Genomic DNA, 15,269 nt, shown 5'->3' with positions numbered 1-15,269 from the left:
CCGCCGGGCCCGCCCCCACGGAGGTCGCTTTGGCTGACAACGTCACCTCGCTGTTCCGCGGTACCGCGGCACACAGCCCGTCGATGGCGGCGCTGACGCGTGAGGGCGGCGGCGAGGGTGCCGGGCCGGTGGACTTCTGCATCCCCTGCAATCCGTACTTCCCGACCCCCGGGATGTTCGACGAGATGGCGGCGAGGCTCCGCGAGATCATCACGTACTACCCCAGCGGCGCCGACACCATCACGGCCGAGCTGTGCAGCCTCCTCCATCTGCCCCCGCAGTGCGTGGCGATGGGCAACGGTTCCACGGAGCTGATCACCTGGATCGACCATCTCCTCGTCCGGGAGTCCCTCGCGATCCCCGTCCCCACCTTCGGCCGCTGGACCGACCAGCCGATGGAGACCGGCAAGCGGGTGGACATGTTCCCGCTCCAGGAGTCCAGCGGTTTCGCCCTGGACCTGGCGCAGTACGCGGACTTCATCCGGGCCCGCAACACCCGGGTCGCGGTGCTCTGCAACCCGAACAACCCGGACGGCGGGTTCCTCCACAAGCACGCCATCGTGCAGTTCATGGACGCGATGGCGGACCGCGATCTGGTGGTGATCGACGAGTCCTTCCTCGAATTCGCGGACGCGGAGGCGGAACCGAGCGTGGTGCAGGAGGCGATGATCCGCCCCAATGTCATCGTGCTGCGCAGCCTCGGCAAGAACTTCGGCCTGCACGGCATCCGCTTCGGCTATCTGGTCGCCAACCCGGCCCTCGCGGGCAAGGTCCGCGCGATGCTGCCGAAGTGGAACCTGAACTCCTTCGCCGAGTATGTGGTCTTCATGCTGAGGGAGCACGGCCCCGAGTACGCGCAGAGCCTGCACCAGGTCCGCCGCGACCGCCTCGACATGGCGAGCGGGCTCTCCTCCCTCCCCGGCCTGACGGTGTACCCCTCCCAGGGCAACTTCCTCTTCGTCCGGCTCCCGGTGGGCGCGGAGGGCACGGTCGTCCGGGACCGGCTGCTGACCGAGCACCGCATCCTGGTGCGCGAGTGCGGCAACAAGATCGGTTCGTCCAGCCGCTTTCTGCGGCTCGTGGTGCGCCCGCAGGTCGATGTCCGCCGCCTGGTGTCCGGCCTGGAGCAGGTGCTGTACGGGACGACGAGACGGGGAGCGGCGGCCGTGCCGGACCAGTCCGGCGGGATGGGCTACAGCTCGGGAACGGCGGCGGTCGACCGCCTGGTGAGCGCGACGAACGGGGCCGGGTTGCGGTTGCCTCCGGCGGCGGAGCAGCCGATGCAGGTACCTGTACCGATGCAGGTACCGGTGCCTGCGGCGGCTGCGGTGGTGGCGCCGCCGATGGCCATGCCGGTGTCCGGTGGTGGTGGGCTGACCCCGCCCGGGGTGCCGGCGCACGGCGGGCTGACGGCGGCGCAGGTGCGGGGCACCAACGGGCTGTCCCCGGCCGCGGGCTGGCCGAACGCGGGTTGATGTTCGCTATGTTCCCGACAGGTTGCCGACAGTTTGTTCCTATACGGTCCTATGGTCATGGCACATACTTCGGGAAGCCCCGCACCCACCCGCCGGACGGTACTGATCGCGACCGGTACGACAGCGGCGGTGGCGCTGGTGGCGGCGGGTTGCACGACGGACGACGGCGGCGGCACCGCCGACCCGCAACCCGCGGAAACACCCCCGCCAAGCTCACAGCCCACCCCTTCCTCCACCCCCTCCTCCTCGGCGACCCCGGTCGTCTGCACCCTCACCCGGGAGATGACGGAGGGCCCGTACCACCTGGAAGGCGCGCTGGTCCGGGCGGACATCAGTGAGGACAGGGAGGGTGTGCCCCTGCGGGTGGCCCTGACGGTGGTGGACGCGGACTCCTGCGTCCCGCTGTCCGGCGCGATGGTGGAGCTGTGGCACTGCGACGCGCTGGGCGAGTACTCGGGCTTCGTCGGCGCGAACGGCCATGACGGCCCCGACAACGGCCGCTTCCTGCGCGGCGGGCTGCGCACGGACGCGCAGGGCGCGGCGGAGTTCACGACGGTTTTTCCGGGCTGGTACGGGGATCGCTGTGTGCATATCCACATCAAGGTGCACACGGAGGTGGAACTGACCGACGACGACTCCTTCGAGGGCGGCCAGGAACTCCACACGGGCCAGTTGTTCTTCCCCGAGGACATCACGGCGGAGGTGTCGACCGGGCCCGCGTACGCGGACAACGACGGCAGCCGTACGGCCCTGGACGACGACCAGTTCTACGACGGCGGCGGCGCGGTCTCGGGCCTGCTGACCCTGGCCCCGCTGGGGTCGGGGTACCGGGGGTCATTGACGGTCGGGGTTCAGCGGGGGGACTGACGGCGCGCGGAGCAGCTCGGCGGTCTCCGGATACGGCCCGGCCAGCGCCCATTCCAGCGGGGTGCGGCCGGTTCCGGCGTCCTCCCTGAGCCCGGGATCGGCGCCGTGGGCGAGCAACTCGCGGACGACGCCGGTATGGCCCCAGCAGGCCGCCGCGCACAGCGGGGTGCCCTCGGCGCCGGGGGCTGCGCTCTCGGCGTCGGGGTGGGCGCCGGCGGCGAGCAGGGCGCGGACGACGGCGGGTTCGTCCTGGACGGAGGCGGCGTAGAGCGGGGTGGTGCCGTCGGGGCCGGGGTGGTTCGGGTCGGCTCCCGCGCGCAGCAGCCGGGTGGCCGTAGCGGGGTCACCCTGCATCGCCGCCCGGACCAGCCGGGCCGACAGTTTCTTGCGACGGCGTCTGTTCATGGCCGCCGAGCCTACGCGGGTCGGGCAGGCCGAAGAGACGGAGCCAGCCGGGGACGTCGACCTCGGCGCGTACGGTCTTGCCGGGTGGCCGGTCCAGTACCTCCCAGCGGTCGGCCATCTCGGCGACGAGCAGCAGCCCGCGCCCGGACTCGTCCAGCGCGTCCGGGGCCTGGAGCTGCCCGGGTCCTGGCGGACGGCCGTCGCCGCGGGTGTCGGTGACCTCGATCCGTACGCTGCCGGTCACGACGGACAGCCGCAGCTCGAAGTCCCGCCCGGGGACGCGGCCGTGGGTGACGGCGTTGGCGGCGAGTTCGGCGACGATCAGCCCGATCCGTTCGGAGAGGTCGGAGCGGCGGGGGATCCCCCAGATGTCGAGCCGGGTGAGCGCGAGGAATCGGGCGAGGCGCGCGCCTCGGGGGGTGGCGATGATCCGCTCGGCGAACACACGTACGGTGACGGGGGGCTGGGGGGCGAGGGGGGTTTGCATGGGCCCAATGTGACGGCGCCGAACCCGACTTAACCAGCCAGAAGCCACGTACGCTGCCGCAGCGTACGCGCTCACGCTCTGGACAGTACCGGTCACGTCCCGTAACGATGCTGTGGTCGGGGTGGCGCATGCGAAAGGTGGCCAACGGTGAGCGACAGCAATGGGGTTGGGGCGACGGCGGGGGCGGGCGGTGAGCCGGAATCCTCGGACAGTATGCGGACGTTCGGCGCGGTGCACCAGGCATTGCGGGAACACGCGGGACTGAGCAGGGAGGAGTTCGCGGAGCTGGTGCAGTTCTCGAAGCACACGGTGGCGTCTGTGGAGCTGGGCCGCCGGTTGCCGGACCCGGAGTATGTGGAGCGGGCAGAGGACGCACTGGGTAACACGGGGGCGTTGCGCAGGGCCCTGGAGCACGTGGCTCGGCAGCCAGGACTGGCGGCGTGGTTTCGTCAGTGGGCTCGAATGGAGAGTCAGGCGATCACGCTGTACACCTACGAATGCCGCTTGATTCCGGGGTTGTTGCAGACGGAGGCGTACGCCCGACGCTTGTGTGTCGACGCACTACCCCCTCTGACAGACGAGCAGATGAAGGCGCAGTTGGCGGCCCGCGCCAAGCGGCAACTGCTGTTGCGGGAGAGGCCGAACACGGCGTTCAGCTTTCTCCTCGAAGAGCACCTGTTTCTGCGGCGCACTGGTGGCGTCGACGTCACGCGGGCACTCATCGACCACGTACTGGAGATCGCAGGGCAACGCAACGTCGAAGTTCAGATCATGCCGCTGACGAAGGAGTCCCATTCGGGACTCCACGGCCCCAAGCGGCTCCTGGAAACCCCTGCAAATCGGTGGTTTGCTTACACAGAAGCCCCGGAGAGCGGCCAGTTGATCTCCGACCGGAAGATCGTGAGCGTGCTCCAGCAGCGATATGCCAGGATGCGTTCACAGGCCCTCTCTCTTGAGGACTCCGTGAACCTGTTACATCGGATGCGAGGAGCCCTATGAACACGTCCGAACTCGCCTGGTTCAAGTCGAGCTACAGCACCGCTTCCGGCGATGACTGCATCGAGGTCGCCACCGGCCCAGACGCCATCCACGTACGGGACTCCAAAACCCAGGACGGCCCCTACCTGGCCCTCTCCCCTGACACCTGGGGCAGTTTCATCACCCACGTCGGCCACTGACCGCCATAGGCCCCGGGTACCGCACCGATCGGCGCCCGGGACCGGACGTGCACGGCGGATTCGTCGAGAACAGGACGAGGAGACGTATGAACACGAGCGAACTCGCCTGGTACAGAAGCAGCTACAGCACCGCGTCCGGCGACAACTGCGTCGAGATCGCGCTGTCCTGGCGCAAGTCCAGCCACAGCAGCACCGCCTCCGGCGACTGCGTTGAAATCGCCACCAGCCCATTCGCCATCCACGTACGGGACTCCAAGAGCCAGGCCGACCCCCAGTTGGCCCTCTCCCCCGGCACCTGGGGAGCCTTCATCACCCACCTCACCAGCTGACGCAACTGAGGAGGCCCATGAACTCCAGCGAACTCGCCTGGTTCAAATCCAGCTACAGCAGCGGATCAGGTGACGACTGCGTAGAAGTCGCACTCGCCTGGCACAAGTCGAGCTACAGCAGCGGCGGCGACGGCGACTGCGTCGAGGTCGCGCCCTCCTGGTGCAAGTCCAGCCACAGCGGCGGTGACGGCGACGACTGCGTAGAGATCGCCACCTGCCCGCACACCATCCACGTCCGCGACTCCAAGAACCGCCACACCGGCCCCCAACTGGCCCTCACCCCCACCACCTGGGCGGCCTTCCTCACCCACCTCGGGCGGTAGCCCAGCGCGCCCCGGCCGTCGGAGACATCCGGCCACCGGGGCGTTCTCCAACCGGCCACCCTCCGGTTGCCCCTCGGACGATCTCCCCTCCTACCTTCACGGGCATGATCCTCCGAAACCCCCGATACAAGCCCAGACCCACCCGAGCCGGTGTCGCGCTCGCCGCTGTCGGGTCGCTGCTCCTGCTGCCGCTCGCCTCCTCCGCGAGTGCGGACTCCTCCGTCGAGCCCGGTGATGTCGTCGTGAACGAAGGCTTCGACTCCGGGGCCATACCCACCGGCTGGCGGGCGATCGACGGTGAGTGGCGGGTGCAGGACGGACGTCTGGTCGGCACCGCCGCCTCCGGGACCAAGAAGCTCACCTTCGGCTCCCACCTGGAGAACTACCGCTTCGAGGCCACCGCCCGCTTCGAGTCCGTGAACGAGGCCACCCGGTGGTTCGCCCTCGGGCTGGACGTGCCCGCGTCCGGCGCCACCCCGTGGTGGATCGCCACCCTGCGCAGTGGCTCCACCGCCGCCAACGGTGTGGAGTTCGCCCAGCTCAACCCGGCCGGCGCCTGGAATGTCACCAACACCGCCGCCGCGCCGCAGGCCGCCGCCACCGGACGGGACGTCAAGGTCCGGATCGAGGTGCACGGCCACCAGGCCGCCTGGTTCCTCGACGGCAAGCAGCTGATGCGCACCAACCAGCTCCAGCGCTCCACCGACGGCGGTCTCGCCTTCGTCGTCAATGGGGCCAAGGTGTCCTTCGATGATGTGAAGGTGACCGCGCTCGACAACAATGGGTATCTTCGGGCCGACGGCGCCCCGATGACCGTCATCGCGCACCGCGGCGCCTCCTCCGCCGCCCCCGAGAACACCCTCCAGGCCCAGGAGATCGCCCGCCGCGGCGGCGCCGACTTCATCGAGAACGACGTCCAGCTCAGCAAGGACGGCGTCCCCTACCTGATGCACGACTACACCGTCGACCGCACCACCGACGGCACCGGTGACATCACCACCCTCACCGCCGCCCAGCTCGACGCGCTGGACGCGGGGTCGTGGTTCGCGCCGACCTTCACCGGCGCGCGGGTGCCGACGCTGGCCCAGCAGCTCGCCGATCTGCGGACCCGGGGCGGCAATCTGCTGCTTGAGGTCAAGCGGGCGGACAGTAGGGAGCAGGTCGCGAAGGTCATCGAGGTGGTGCGTGCCGAGCGGATGACCGGGCGGGTCTTCGTGCAGAGCTTCAGCAAGGACCATCTGCGGTGGGTGCGGGAGATCGCCCCCGAGCTGCCCACCGGTCTGCTCGTCGGCGCCCTGGACGCCGATCCCGTCGCCGTCGCCAAGGAGCTGGGACTCACCTCGTACAACCCGAGTGGTGGGGCTCTGGAAGCCCGGCCGGAGGTCGTGAAGGAGCTGCACGCCGCCGGGGTCGCCACCATGGTGTGGACGATCGACTCCTCCGCCAAGTGGCAGCAGTACGAGAAGTACGGCGTCGACGCCATCATCACCAACCGGCCCACCGAGCTGACCGGCTGGAACCAGGCCCAGGCCCAGCAGGTGCCCCCGGCCACCGCCGTCGCCGTCACCTCCCCCGCCGACGGCACCGTACTGAACCGCGCCCAGCGCCCGGTCCTCGCCGTCGACGCCGACCACGCCACCGCGACCGAGATCACCGTGGACGGAGTCGCCCGCAAGGCAGGTGAGACCCTCGACCTGACGACGCTGAGCGCGGGCACGCACACCGTGACCGTCAAGGCGACCGGCGCCTCCGGGACCGCCACCGCCTCCAGCACCTTCACCGTCAAGGCCGATCAGGCGGGCCTCGGTCATCTGATCCTCACCTCGAAGGGCAAGGACAACACCGTCGCCCTGCTCCTCTCCGAGCTGGCGAAGGGCAAGTACACCCTCCTCGCCAAGACCGCGGAGCTGGCCGGGCGCACCGGCAGCCTCCCCAAGGACGCGGCCAAGCTCATCGCGGCGGACGCCAAGCTGCTCCAGTAGTCGACGGGTACGCGGAAGCGGTCGCCGTCGTCAGCGCGCGGCGCCCGCCTCCGCGACCGGGTCCGGGTCCGGATCCGGGTCGGCAGTCAGGGTCCGCTCCCGCAGATGCGCGCGGATCGAGTAGGTGAGCGCGGCGGCCCACAGCGCGTAGGCCAGGACGTAGACGAGGGCGGCCGTTCCGCCCGACACCGACAGCCAGTCGCTGTTCAGCAGCGTCCGGACGTTGGTGACGATGATGATGCCGCCGACCGCCGAGCCCAGGATGCGCGGCGGCATCAGCCGTACCAGCCAGGCCGCGAGCGGCGCGGCCAGCAGCCCGCCGATGAGGAACGCGGCGACCCAGGTGAAGTCGATGCCCTGGGAGCCCAGGGAGAAGAGGAAGCCCAGGCTGGCAGCCACCGCCACCAGGAACTCGCTGGTGTCGATCGAGCCGATGACCTTGCGCGGCTCCATCCGGCCCGACGCCAGCAGCGCGGGCGTCCCGACCGGGCCCCAGCCGCCCCCGCCGGTCGCGTCCAGGAACCCGGCGACCAGGCCCAGCGGGGTGAGGAAGCGGCGGCGCAGCGGGGCGCCGAGCCGGCGGCGCGGGATGCCGCGCAGGGTGAACCGGGTCAGGACGTAGGCGCCGAGGCCCAGCAGGATCAGGGACATCACGGGCGCGGCGATGTCCGTGGAGAGGCGGGAGAGGACCGTCGCGCCGAGGAACGCGCCGACGGCCCCGGGGACACCGATCCGGGCGACGACTTTCCAGTCCACGTTCCCGAACCGCCAGTGCGAGGCCCCGGACATCAGGGTCGTGCCGATCTCGGCGAGGTGCACGGTGGCGGAGGCGGCGGCCGGGTTGGTGCCGAGAGCCAGCAGCAGGGTGGTCGAGGTCACCCCGTACGCCATACCGAGGCTGCCGTCCACGAGTTGGGCCCCGAAGCCCGCGAGGGCGAGCAGGATCAGTGTGCGCATGGGTGTGCGGTCCTCCTTCGTCCCCCCAACCATGGTTTTCCCACCGGGTGAGTAGGAATGCCGGGGATGGGACGGACGGTAGACGGGGTCTCTGTGGGAGGGCTTTGAGCGACACGAGGGTGGGTGACTGACACGAGGGTTGTGACTGAGCGGCAGGAGGGCTGTGAGGGGGCGGCCGAGCGGGTCCCGGGTACGGTGCTCCCGGGAACGGTGGTGCGAGCCGGGAGCCGCTCCCCCCCTCCTCGCCTCGCCTCTGTTCCTCCGGAGACCCCCGTGCCAGCCTCGTCCGCGCCCCTCCGTTCCCTTCATGACTTCGCCACCTGGGAGCCCCTGCTACGGGTGGTGCGGGAGGCGAACGCGGAGCGGCTGGCCGCCCCTGGCGGGCAGGTGGCGGGCCGGATCGGGCGGGACGACTGGAGCCTGCCGAGCCGCCGCCCCCGCCCGGATCCGGGCCGCGCGGCCCGGATCGAGGACACCCGGGACGAGTACGAGGCGGTGGAGCGGGTACGGGCGGCGCTCGCCGAGGCGGGCGTGGACGACATCTCGTTCACGACGCGGATCTCCCCCACCGGCGAGGCCGTGCTCCGGCTGCTGGCCCGCAGCCCGGCGGTGGAGGGGGGCATCGGCACCCCGCACCCCGGGACACTGCTCCTCGTCCCGGACGCGCTGCCCCTGCCCTGGCGTCAGCGACCCGCCCCGAGCCCCGGCGCGGCCCCCGCCCCCACCGCGTCCCCGGAGGCCCTGGAACGCATCCTGCGCACCCGCCTCCCGAAAGCCGTCCCCGCGACCGAGGTGGCCCTGACCGAGACGGAAGCCCGCCTGGGTCTGCCGCTGCCTCCCGAACTCCGGGCTCTGTACCGGGTGACCAGGGCCCGCTGGGAGGACGACACCGGCGACGAGGTGGCGACGGCGGTCGGCTGCGAGCTGCTCCCCCTCGCCGGGCTCTATGCGGCCGAACCCTCGACCCGGCCCGCCCCCTGGGCGCACGCGGCGATGGAGGCGGCGGTCACCCGCCCCGGCGACGCCGTCCAGGGCCTGGTCGGCTCCCCCGGCTGGCTGGTCTTCGGCGACAACGGCGGCGGCGACCGTCTGGCGGTGGATCTGACGCCGGGCCCGGCCGGGCACCTGGGCCAGATCATCCTGATCGGCCACGAGGAGTACCTGGGCGCGGAGTTGCTGGCGGACTCGCTGACGGACCTGGTGGAGGGCCGCCGCGCGAAGGGCCGCCCCGGTCCCCGCCGGGAACACCCGGAGGTGGCCTACGTCAATGTCCACGGCGTCACCTCGGTGAAGGCGGCGGCCGATCCTGACCTGGAGGTTCTCTCCCTGGGCGGCTGGGAGGCGCCGCCCATGACGCTGGCCCCGGTCCTCGGGCTGCCCCGGCTGCGCTCCCTGTCGGCCTACCCCGGCACCCTCGCGGACCCGTTGGAGATCGCCGCCCTCGCCCACCTCGAATTCCTCGAACTGAGCCCCGCGGACTGGCGCACCCTCCTGAGCGCGGACGCGGTCCCCCGCACCCTGCTCGCCGCGTCCGTCGAGACCCGGGGCGACGAGGATCCCCTCGCGATCGTGGAACTGGCGAACGAGATCCTGGGGTTGTGGGGGCGACCGGGGATCGTGCGGAAGCGGTTGGAGGGGCGGGTGGGGGGACTAGAGGGCCCGCGGGGGGACTAGCGCGCCCGCCCGTGCCGGGCGACCCGTCGGGGACCCGGCACTCCCGCACCCCAGCCCTCCACCAGCCATCCCGTGCTCAAGGGTTCACCCAGGACGCCGGGTCCGCCGCCAGCTCCCGTACCGCCACCGGCAGGTCCGCCCCCGCTATGTCCGCGATCGTGACGCCCTCCAGGATCTTGCGGACGTTCGCGCGCAGGGCGATCCAGAGGGGGAGGAGGGGTTCGGCGGAGCCGGTGTAGGTGAGGGTGGTGGGGCGTTCGCCGCGCACCGAGACGATGGGGCCGTCGACCGTGCGGATCACATCCGCCACCGTCAGCTTCGCCGCGTCGCGGGCCAGGCGGTAGCCGCCGCCCCCGCCCCGGCGGCTCTCCACGATGCCGCCGCGCCGCAGATCGCCGAGGATGCCCTCCAGGAACTTGTGCGGGATGTCCTGGACGGCGGCGATCGTCTCCGCCTTCACCGGGTCGCCGCCCGCCCTGACGGCCAGCTCCAGTACCGCCCGCACCGCGTAGTCCGCCCTTGCCGAGATCCTCATGTGCCCATTGTGGGGTGCCGCGCGGTCCGCCGAGCGACTGGCCGGAATCAGCCGTCCCCCGCCGTGCCCGGCGCCTCCTGCGCCGCCGCCCGGTTGCTCGATGTCGCCGCCGGGCCCTCGCTCGCCTGGGCCTGGGGGAGGAAGGGCGCGGCGGGGGGGGGACGTTCAGGTCGCCGCTCGGGCCGGTGCCGGGTGGAGCGTGCTGCCCGCGCCGGGTGGGATTCGGGCCGTTGTCTCCGATCCGCCGCGTGGGATTCGGGCCGTTGTCTCCGATCCGCCGCCGGTCGCGCACGACGACTTCTGGGTGACGGGATACGCGTACGGTGTCGGCGGGCCGCCCGGCAAGCAGCCCGGGGTCACCCTGCCGCACGGCGACGGGGCGTACCGGCGGGGTGTGACCCCGCCGTTCACGGTCGGGACGCTCACCGCGCTCACCGCCGACGACCGGGCGACGGCCCCGACCGGATCTCCGGTTGGGGCTTCCGGGACCGGAGCCGGGTCCACTGTCTGCGGTGGGAGGGCGGGGTGTCGGTGAGCGAGCGGGGGCCCTCGGCAGGGACGCCGGTGGTTCTCAATTCGCTTGTGCGCGGGACCGGTTCGGCCGGGGGGACACGGGGCCGTCGGGACGGACTCCTCGGCTCCGTTTCCGCCCGCGCGGGTCAGGATCGAGCGCTGAGCGGGGGCTCCGGCGGACCGGCGTTTTCCGGCCGTACCGGTGGCGATGGGCCGGTCGGGGGGCAGCGGGCGCGTGACGCGGACACTTCCAGCCGCGTAACCTCGGACAAGCTGCCGGACGGCGGTGAGAAGGGGGTCCGATGAGCATCGCGGGCGCGCTCGCGCTGGATCCCGCAGCCTTCGTCGGCGAGTTCTACGGCACCTTCAGCTGGATTCCGACGCTGGTGCTGCTGGCCGCGCTGGCGATCAAGGCACCGACCATCGTGCGGATGTGGAAGGAACCCCTGCTGCGGGCGGTCGGCGGGCTGCTGCTGCTCGCCTGCGCGGTGTTCGTGTTCGTCGCGCCCCCCACCATCGCCTGGGTCAACCGGGTCACCGGCGTGCCCAATATCGCCGCGCCCTGGGTGTATTCGCTGCTCATGGCGTTCTGCGCGGCCTGTCTGCTGCTGATCATCGCCTGGCGGGAGGGAACCGTGCGCCCGTCCGGCGCCGCGCGCCGGGCGCGGCGGTGGGTGATCGGCGGGTACACCGGGGTGATCGCCGCCCTGTGGGTGCTGTTCGCCCTCGCCGACGCGGACGAGGAACGGCTGCACGATCTGGACACCCACTACGCCACCACCCCGTTCATGGGGCAGATGATCGTGCTGTACCTGGTCGCCCACTGTGTCGCCGTGCTCATCACGTCCCGGCTGGTGTGGGACTGGGTGCGGACCGAGGGGCTGGACGCCTGGCTGCGCTGGGGGCTGATCTCGCTGGGCGCCGGATACGCGCTCAATCTGGTCTTCGACGCCGCCAAGTTCACCGCCGTCGCCGCCCGCTGGGCCGGGGGCGATCTGGACCGGCTGAGCACCGAGGTCGCCCCGCCGGTGGCCTGTCTGTCGGCGATCCTGATCGCGGCCGGGTTCATCCTGCCGCACTCCGGCCAGTATCTGCACGGCCGCTGGCGGGTGCGGCGGGCCCATCACCGGCTGCGCCCGCTGTATCTGCTGATGCGCTCGGCGCACGGCTCGGGGGCGCCGGTCAGCGGGCGTTCGTCGCCGGAGCTGCGGCTGATCCGCCGGGAGACCTTCATCCGCGACACCCTGCTGCCCCTCGCCCCCCATCTCGACGAGGACCTGTGGCGGCGCTCCCACGACGCCGCCCTCGGTCTGGGCCTGGACCCGGCGCGGGCGCGGGCCGCGGCCGGCGCGCTGGCCGTGCAGGACGCCGTCGCCCGCCACCGTGCGGCGCCGGACGCGCCCGGTGACGGCGACCCGGACACCACCCTGCTGCTCCAGGAGATCGCCGCCGTCTCCACGGCGCTGCGCCGCCCCGACCTCCTCGCGGCGGTACGCTCGCGCACCGCCGCCCCCGTACGGAGCGTGCGCGTCCCCTCCCGTACGGAGCGTGCCCGTCCATGAGTGACCCCACCACCACCGCGACGCCGAACGACCAGACGACCCCGGGGAAGAAACGTGCGTACCAAGAAGGAGATGCGCCGGCTCGCCGACGCCCTCATCGCGTCCCTGCCGGCCCCCGTGCCGGACGACCCCGAGGCCCTGTTCGCCGCTCTGGTCGCCGCCGTCGGCCGGTGGCGGGGGCGGGAAGTGGTGCTGCACCGTGAGGTGTTCCCGCCGCACACCGCCAGCGGGCTGTGGCTGAACCGGGACGCCCGCGACGACATCGTGGTCGACCGGCGGGCCGCCGTCTGGCACCAGATCGTGATCTTCTGCCACGAGGTGTGGCACATGCACCGCGAGCCGCACCCCGCGTCCGGTGACGCCCCGGCCGCGCTGCGCACCGACTTCTCCCTGGCCGACGAGCAGGAGGCCGACCGGTTCGGGATGCTGATGGGGCAGCGGCTGCGGACCCTGCTGGAGACCGAGACGGAGGCGGTACGGGAAGCGGACCCCGGCGGCGGTGGTGACGGGCCCGGCGGGATCGCCGGACGGATCGGGGCGGCCCTGAACTACCGCGGGAACCGCAGATGAGCGGCCTGGTCAACTATCTGTCCTGCGCCCTGCTCTGGCTCGGACTCGCCGTGAAGGTGCCCGATCTGCTGCGCCACCCCAAGGACCCCTATCTGCGGGCGATCTGCGCGGTGCTGTTCCTGGGCGGCCTGAGCTTTCTGCTGGGGGCGCCCCCGACGGTCGGCACCGTCAACGACCTCAGCGGGATCCCCAACCTCGCCGCGCCGATGACGTACGCCACCATCACCGCGTACGGGGCGGCCTCGCAAGTGCTGGTGGTGTGCTGGCGGGGCGGGCCCCGCACCCACCGGGTCTCCCGGCGCTGGGTCGTCGGGTACGCGCTGGTGGCGCTCGGCATCGCGGTGCTGTTCGCGCTGGGCGACGCCCCGGTGGAGCGCCGCACCGACCTCGACACGTACTACGCCCGTACGGCGTTCATCGGGCCGATGATCGTGCTGTACCTGGTGGCGCATCTGTTCGCGACGGCCGTCACCACCGTGGCGTCGCTGGGCTGGGCCCGGCAGGTACACGGCTGGCTGCGCGCCGGACTGGTCATCCTGGGCCTGGGCACCCTGTGCTCCTCGGGGTACGGCGTGGCCAAGCTGGCGGCGGTGACCGGCCGCTGGTTCGGCTACGACTGGTCGGCGCTGGACACCGAGGTGTCCCGGGCGGCGGCCGGGCTCGGCGCCCTCGCCACCTGCGCCGGTGTGCTGGTGCCGCTGGCCGGTCCGGCGCTGGCCCGCTGGCTGGGCACCTGGCGGACGTATCTGGGGCTCGCGCCGCTGGAGCGGGAGCTGGACGGGGTGCTCCGACGGCGGCGGCTGCGGCTGGCCCGGCCCCGCTGGGCGGGACCCGGCACCCGGCTGATGTGGCGCCAGACCAGCATCCACAACGCGCTCGGCTATCTCGACGCCTACTTCGACCGCGAGCTGTACGACCGCGTCCATGACGCCGAGCTGGAGGTGAGCGGCGATCCCCGGCGGGCCGAGGCGACCGCGTGGGCGGCCGTGATAGCGGCGGCGGCCCGCGCCGAGCACCTCGGGGACCCGCCCCCGGCCGGGGCCCTGCCACCCATCGAGGGTCCCGCACCGGCGTCGCTGCTGCCCATCGCGCGGGCGCTGGCCGGCTCCCCGCTGGTCGCCTCGGCCCGCCTCGGCGGCGGTGCTCCCGGGGCGGCGGACCGGGCCCGGAGCGGGCAGGCGCACGGCGGCCGGGGCGGTCGTCGATGAGCCTCGTGGTGTATGTCGCCGCCGCGCTGCTGGCGCTGGCCGCCGTGGTGCTGTACCGCAGGCCGGGCGCGGGAACCGGGCGGCGCGGCCCGCTGGCGGTGTCGACGTCGGTGGCCATCGCGCTGGCCGCGCTGGTGTTCGTCTGCTCGGCGCCGATGACGCTGGCCGTGGTCAACGACATCACCGGCGTCCCCAACTTCGGGGCGCCGCTGACCTACGGGCTGATCTCCGCGTACTCCTGCTCGCTGGTGATTTTGCTGATCCACTGGCGGGGCGGGCCCCGGGAGCGGGTCCGGCGCACGGTCCGGCGCAGTGTCACCGCCTACGGGGCGCTGATCGTGGCGATCGTGGTGCTGTTCGTGCTCGCCGAGACCGGCACCGAGCGCCTCGCCGACCTCGACACCTACTACGCCACCACCCCGTTCATGCGGGAGGTGATCGTGCTCTATCTGGCCGGGCACACGGTGGCGACGGTGGTGATGGCGGTGCTGTGCTGGAAGTGGCAGCGGGAGGTCACCGGGCTGCTGCGCACCGGGCTGCGGCTGATCGTGGCGAGTTCGGTGCTGGATCTGCTGGGCTTCCAGCTGACCAAGTACACGGCGGTCGCCGCCCGCTGGGCGGGCGCCGACCTGGACTTCCTGTCGACGGCGGTCGCCCCGCCGATGGCGGCGCTGGCCGCGCTGATCAGCTCCGCCGGGTACACCCTGCCCCGGCTGCTGCCGCCGCTGCGCGCCCACTGGCGCTGTCTGGGCGACCACCGCAGGCTGCGTCCGCTGTGGTCGCGGGTGGGGTTCGTGTCCACCGCGCCCAAGCCGCCGAGCGGCTGGTGGCAGTCGCCGCGCCAGCGGCTGCACTGGCGCGAGGTCGCCATCCATGACGCCCTGCTGGCCCTCGCGCCCTACTTCGACGACCTGGTGCGCGAGCGCGCCCGGGACAGCGCCACCGGCACCGGGCGCACCCCGCACGGGGCGCGGATGGCCGCCGAGGCGGCGATGGTCACCGACGCCGCGCGCCGGGCCGCCGCCCGCGAGCAGCCGCTCGATCCGCCCAGTACGTACCGGCTCTACGCCACCGAGGTCTCCGACAGCAGCGGCCTGGTCGAACTCGCCCACGCCATGCGGTACTCACCGGTCTCCGCGCTCGCGCGCGAGGGTACCGTGAGGACCTCCCATGGCCTCAACCATGGCTGATTTCTGATCCTTGA

16 protein-coding genes are annotated in these 15,269 nt (G+C 72.3%); 12 read left to right on the top strand and 4 right to left on the bottom strand.

Going from position 1 to position 15,269, the window contains the following annotated elements; translation table 11 throughout:
* Positions 1 to 29: 29 nt before the first annotated feature.
* On the top strand, positions 30 to 1,475 hold the full coding sequence (locus ABZX40_RS18370) for a histidinol-phosphate transaminase (RefSeq protein WP_355731886.1): 1,446 nt from the start codon (positions 30 to 32) through the stop codon (positions 1,473 to 1,475).
* A gap of 57 nt (positions 1,476 to 1,532) precedes the next feature.
* Positions 1,533 to 2,342 (top strand): intradiol ring-cleavage dioxygenase, encoded by an 810-nt coding sequence (locus ABZX40_RS18365; protein ID WP_355731884.1) that lies wholly within the window; start codon positions 1,533 to 1,535, stop codon positions 2,340 to 2,342.
* Here the strand turns inward: ABZX40_RS18365 and ABZX40_RS18360 are convergent.
* Complete coding sequence (locus tag ABZX40_RS18360; RefSeq protein WP_355731882.1) at positions 2,310 to 2,747, bottom strand: ankyrin repeat domain-containing protein; 438 nt, start codon at positions 2,745 to 2,747, stop codon at positions 2,310 to 2,312. The two genes, ABZX40_RS18365 and ABZX40_RS18360, sit on opposite strands and share 33 nt — an antisense overlap.
* On the bottom strand, positions 2,686 to 3,234 hold the full coding sequence (locus ABZX40_RS18355; RefSeq protein WP_355731880.1) for an ATP-binding protein: 549 nt from the start codon (positions 3,232 to 3,234) through the stop codon (positions 2,686 to 2,688). Before ABZX40_RS18355 ends, ABZX40_RS18360 begins: the two co-directional genes overlap by 62 nt.
* 213 nt (positions 3,235 to 3,447) lie before the next feature.
* Here ABZX40_RS18355 and ABZX40_RS18350 point away from each other — a divergent pair, with 213 nt between their 5' ends.
* The 5 genes from ABZX40_RS18350 to ABZX40_RS18330 all read left to right on the top strand — a co-directional run bounded on the left by ABZX40_RS18350 (position 3,448) and on the right by ABZX40_RS18330 (position 7,046).
* The gene (locus tag ABZX40_RS18350) at positions 3,448 to 4,233 is read left to right on the top strand and encodes a helix-turn-helix transcriptional regulator (protein WP_355732134.1); all 786 of its coding nucleotides are present in this window, start codon (positions 3,448 to 3,450) and stop codon (positions 4,231 to 4,233) included.
* Positions 4,230 to 4,412 (top strand): DUF397 domain-containing protein, encoded by a 183-nt coding sequence (locus ABZX40_RS18345; RefSeq protein WP_355731878.1) that lies wholly within the window; start codon positions 4,230 to 4,232, stop codon positions 4,410 to 4,412. Before ABZX40_RS18350 ends, ABZX40_RS18345 begins: the two co-directional genes overlap by 4 nt.
* 86 nt (positions 4,413 to 4,498) lie before the next feature.
* On the top strand, positions 4,499 to 4,741 hold the full coding sequence (locus ABZX40_RS18340; protein ID WP_355731876.1) for a DUF397 domain-containing protein: 243 nt from the start codon (positions 4,499 to 4,501) through the stop codon (positions 4,739 to 4,741).
* Positions 4,742 to 4,758: 17 nt separating this feature from the next.
* Positions 4,759 to 5,064, top strand: a complete 306-nt coding sequence (locus tag ABZX40_RS18335) for a DUF397 domain-containing protein (protein WP_355731874.1) — start codon at positions 4,759 to 4,761, stop codon at positions 5,062 to 5,064.
* A gap of 104 nt (positions 5,065 to 5,168) precedes the next feature.
* Entirely contained in the window at positions 5,169 to 7,046 is a 1,878-nt protein-coding gene (locus ABZX40_RS18330) for a glycerophosphodiester phosphodiesterase family protein (RefSeq protein WP_355731872.1), read from the top strand.
* A gap of 30 nt (positions 7,047 to 7,076) precedes the next feature.
* Here the strand turns inward: ABZX40_RS18330 and ABZX40_RS18325 are convergent, their stop codons facing one another.
* Entirely contained in the window at positions 7,077 to 8,003 is a 927-nt protein-coding gene (locus ABZX40_RS18325) for a sulfite exporter TauE/SafE family protein (RefSeq protein WP_355731870.1), read from the bottom strand.
* Positions 8,004 to 8,276: 273 nt separating this feature from the next.
* On the opposite strand from ABZX40_RS18325, the gene ABZX40_RS18320 reads away from it, so the two are divergent.
* Complete coding sequence (locus ABZX40_RS18320) at positions 8,277 to 9,677, top strand: SMI1/KNR4 family protein (RefSeq protein WP_355731868.1); 1,401 nt, start codon at positions 8,277 to 8,279, stop codon at positions 9,675 to 9,677.
* Positions 9,678 to 9,753: 76 nt separating this feature from the next.
* Here ABZX40_RS18320 and ABZX40_RS18315 read toward each other — a convergent pair whose 3' ends face one another.
* Positions 9,754 to 10,212, bottom strand: a complete 459-nt coding sequence (locus tag ABZX40_RS18315) for an Rrf2 family transcriptional regulator (protein WP_355731866.1) — start codon at positions 10,210 to 10,212, stop codon at positions 9,754 to 9,756.
* A gap of 815 nt (positions 10,213 to 11,027) precedes the next feature.
* Between ABZX40_RS18315 and ABZX40_RS18310 the strand changes: the two genes are divergently transcribed.
* From ABZX40_RS18310 to ABZX40_RS18295, 4 genes are read left to right on the top strand one after another with little or no spacing between them, the layout of a single operon-like run.
* Complete coding sequence (locus ABZX40_RS18310; protein WP_355731864.1) at positions 11,028 to 12,287, top strand: MAB_1171c family putative transporter; 1,260 nt, start codon at positions 11,028 to 11,030, stop codon at positions 12,285 to 12,287.
* 54 nt (positions 12,288 to 12,341) lie between these two features.
* Positions 12,342 to 12,857, top strand: coding sequence for a toxin (locus tag ABZX40_RS18305; RefSeq protein WP_355731862.1), 516 nt, complete (start codon positions 12,342 to 12,344; stop codon positions 12,855 to 12,857).
* Positions 12,854 to 14,065, top strand: a complete 1,212-nt coding sequence (locus ABZX40_RS18300; protein ID WP_355731860.1) for an MAB_1171c family putative transporter — start codon at positions 12,854 to 12,856, stop codon at positions 14,063 to 14,065. Before ABZX40_RS18305 ends, ABZX40_RS18300 begins: the two co-directional genes overlap by 4 nt.
* Positions 14,062 to 15,255, top strand: a complete 1,194-nt coding sequence (locus ABZX40_RS18295; RefSeq protein WP_355731858.1) for an MAB_1171c family putative transporter — start codon at positions 14,062 to 14,064, stop codon at positions 15,253 to 15,255. Before ABZX40_RS18300 ends, ABZX40_RS18295 begins: the two co-directional genes overlap by 4 nt.
* The last annotated feature ends 14 nt before the right edge of the window (positions 15,256 to 15,269 follow it).

Origin of the sequence: Streptomyces sp. NPDC004610, assembly GCF_040609715.1 — a bacterium.
Taxonomy (GTDB): Bacteria; Actinomycetota; Actinomycetes; order Streptomycetales; family Streptomycetaceae; genus Streptomyces.
The sequence above is the reverse complement of the archived record's forward strand: the minus strand, read 5'-3'. Positions and strand labels throughout refer to the sequence as shown.

Bases quoted from the DNA above. Each gene is read 5' to 3' on its own strand.
- ABZX40_RS18365 (WP_355731884.1), top strand. From the start codon at position 1,533: ATGGCACATACTTCGGGAAGCCCCGCACCCACCCGCCGGACGGTACTG.
- ABZX40_RS18360 (WP_355731882.1), bottom strand. From the start codon at position 2,747: ATGAACAGACGCCGTCGCAAGAAACTGTCGGCCCGGCTGGTCCGGGCG.
- ABZX40_RS18355 (WP_355731880.1), bottom strand. From the start codon at position 3,234: ATGCAAACCCCCCTCGCCCCCCAGCCCCCCGTCACCGTACGTGTGTTC.
- ABZX40_RS18350 (WP_355732134.1), top strand. From the start codon at position 3,448: ATGCGGACGTTCGGCGCGGTGCACCAGGCATTGCGGGAACACGCGGGA.
- ABZX40_RS18345 (WP_355731878.1), top strand. From the start codon at position 4,230: ATGAACACGTCCGAACTCGCCTGGTTCAAGTCGAGCTACAGCACCGCT.
- ABZX40_RS18340 (WP_355731876.1), top strand. From the start codon at position 4,499: ATGAACACGAGCGAACTCGCCTGGTACAGAAGCAGCTACAGCACCGCG.
- ABZX40_RS18335 (WP_355731874.1), top strand. From the start codon at position 4,759: ATGAACTCCAGCGAACTCGCCTGGTTCAAATCCAGCTACAGCAGCGGA.
- ABZX40_RS18330 (WP_355731872.1), top strand. From the start codon at position 5,169: ATGATCCTCCGAAACCCCCGATACAAGCCCAGACCCACCCGAGCCGGT.
- ABZX40_RS18325 (WP_355731870.1), bottom strand. From the start codon at position 8,003: ATGCGCACACTGATCCTGCTCGCCCTCGCGGGCTTCGGGGCCCAACTC.
- ABZX40_RS18315 (WP_355731866.1), bottom strand. From the start codon at position 10,212: ATGAGGATCTCGGCAAGGGCGGACTACGCGGTGCGGGCGGTACTGGAG.
- ABZX40_RS18310 (WP_355731864.1), top strand. From the start codon at position 11,028: ATGAGCATCGCGGGCGCGCTCGCGCTGGATCCCGCAGCCTTCGTCGGC.
- ABZX40_RS18300 (WP_355731860.1), top strand. From the start codon at position 12,854: ATGAGCGGCCTGGTCAACTATCTGTCCTGCGCCCTGCTCTGGCTCGGA.
- ABZX40_RS18295 (WP_355731858.1), top strand. From the start codon at position 14,062: ATGAGCCTCGTGGTGTATGTCGCCGCCGCGCTGCTGGCGCTGGCCGCC.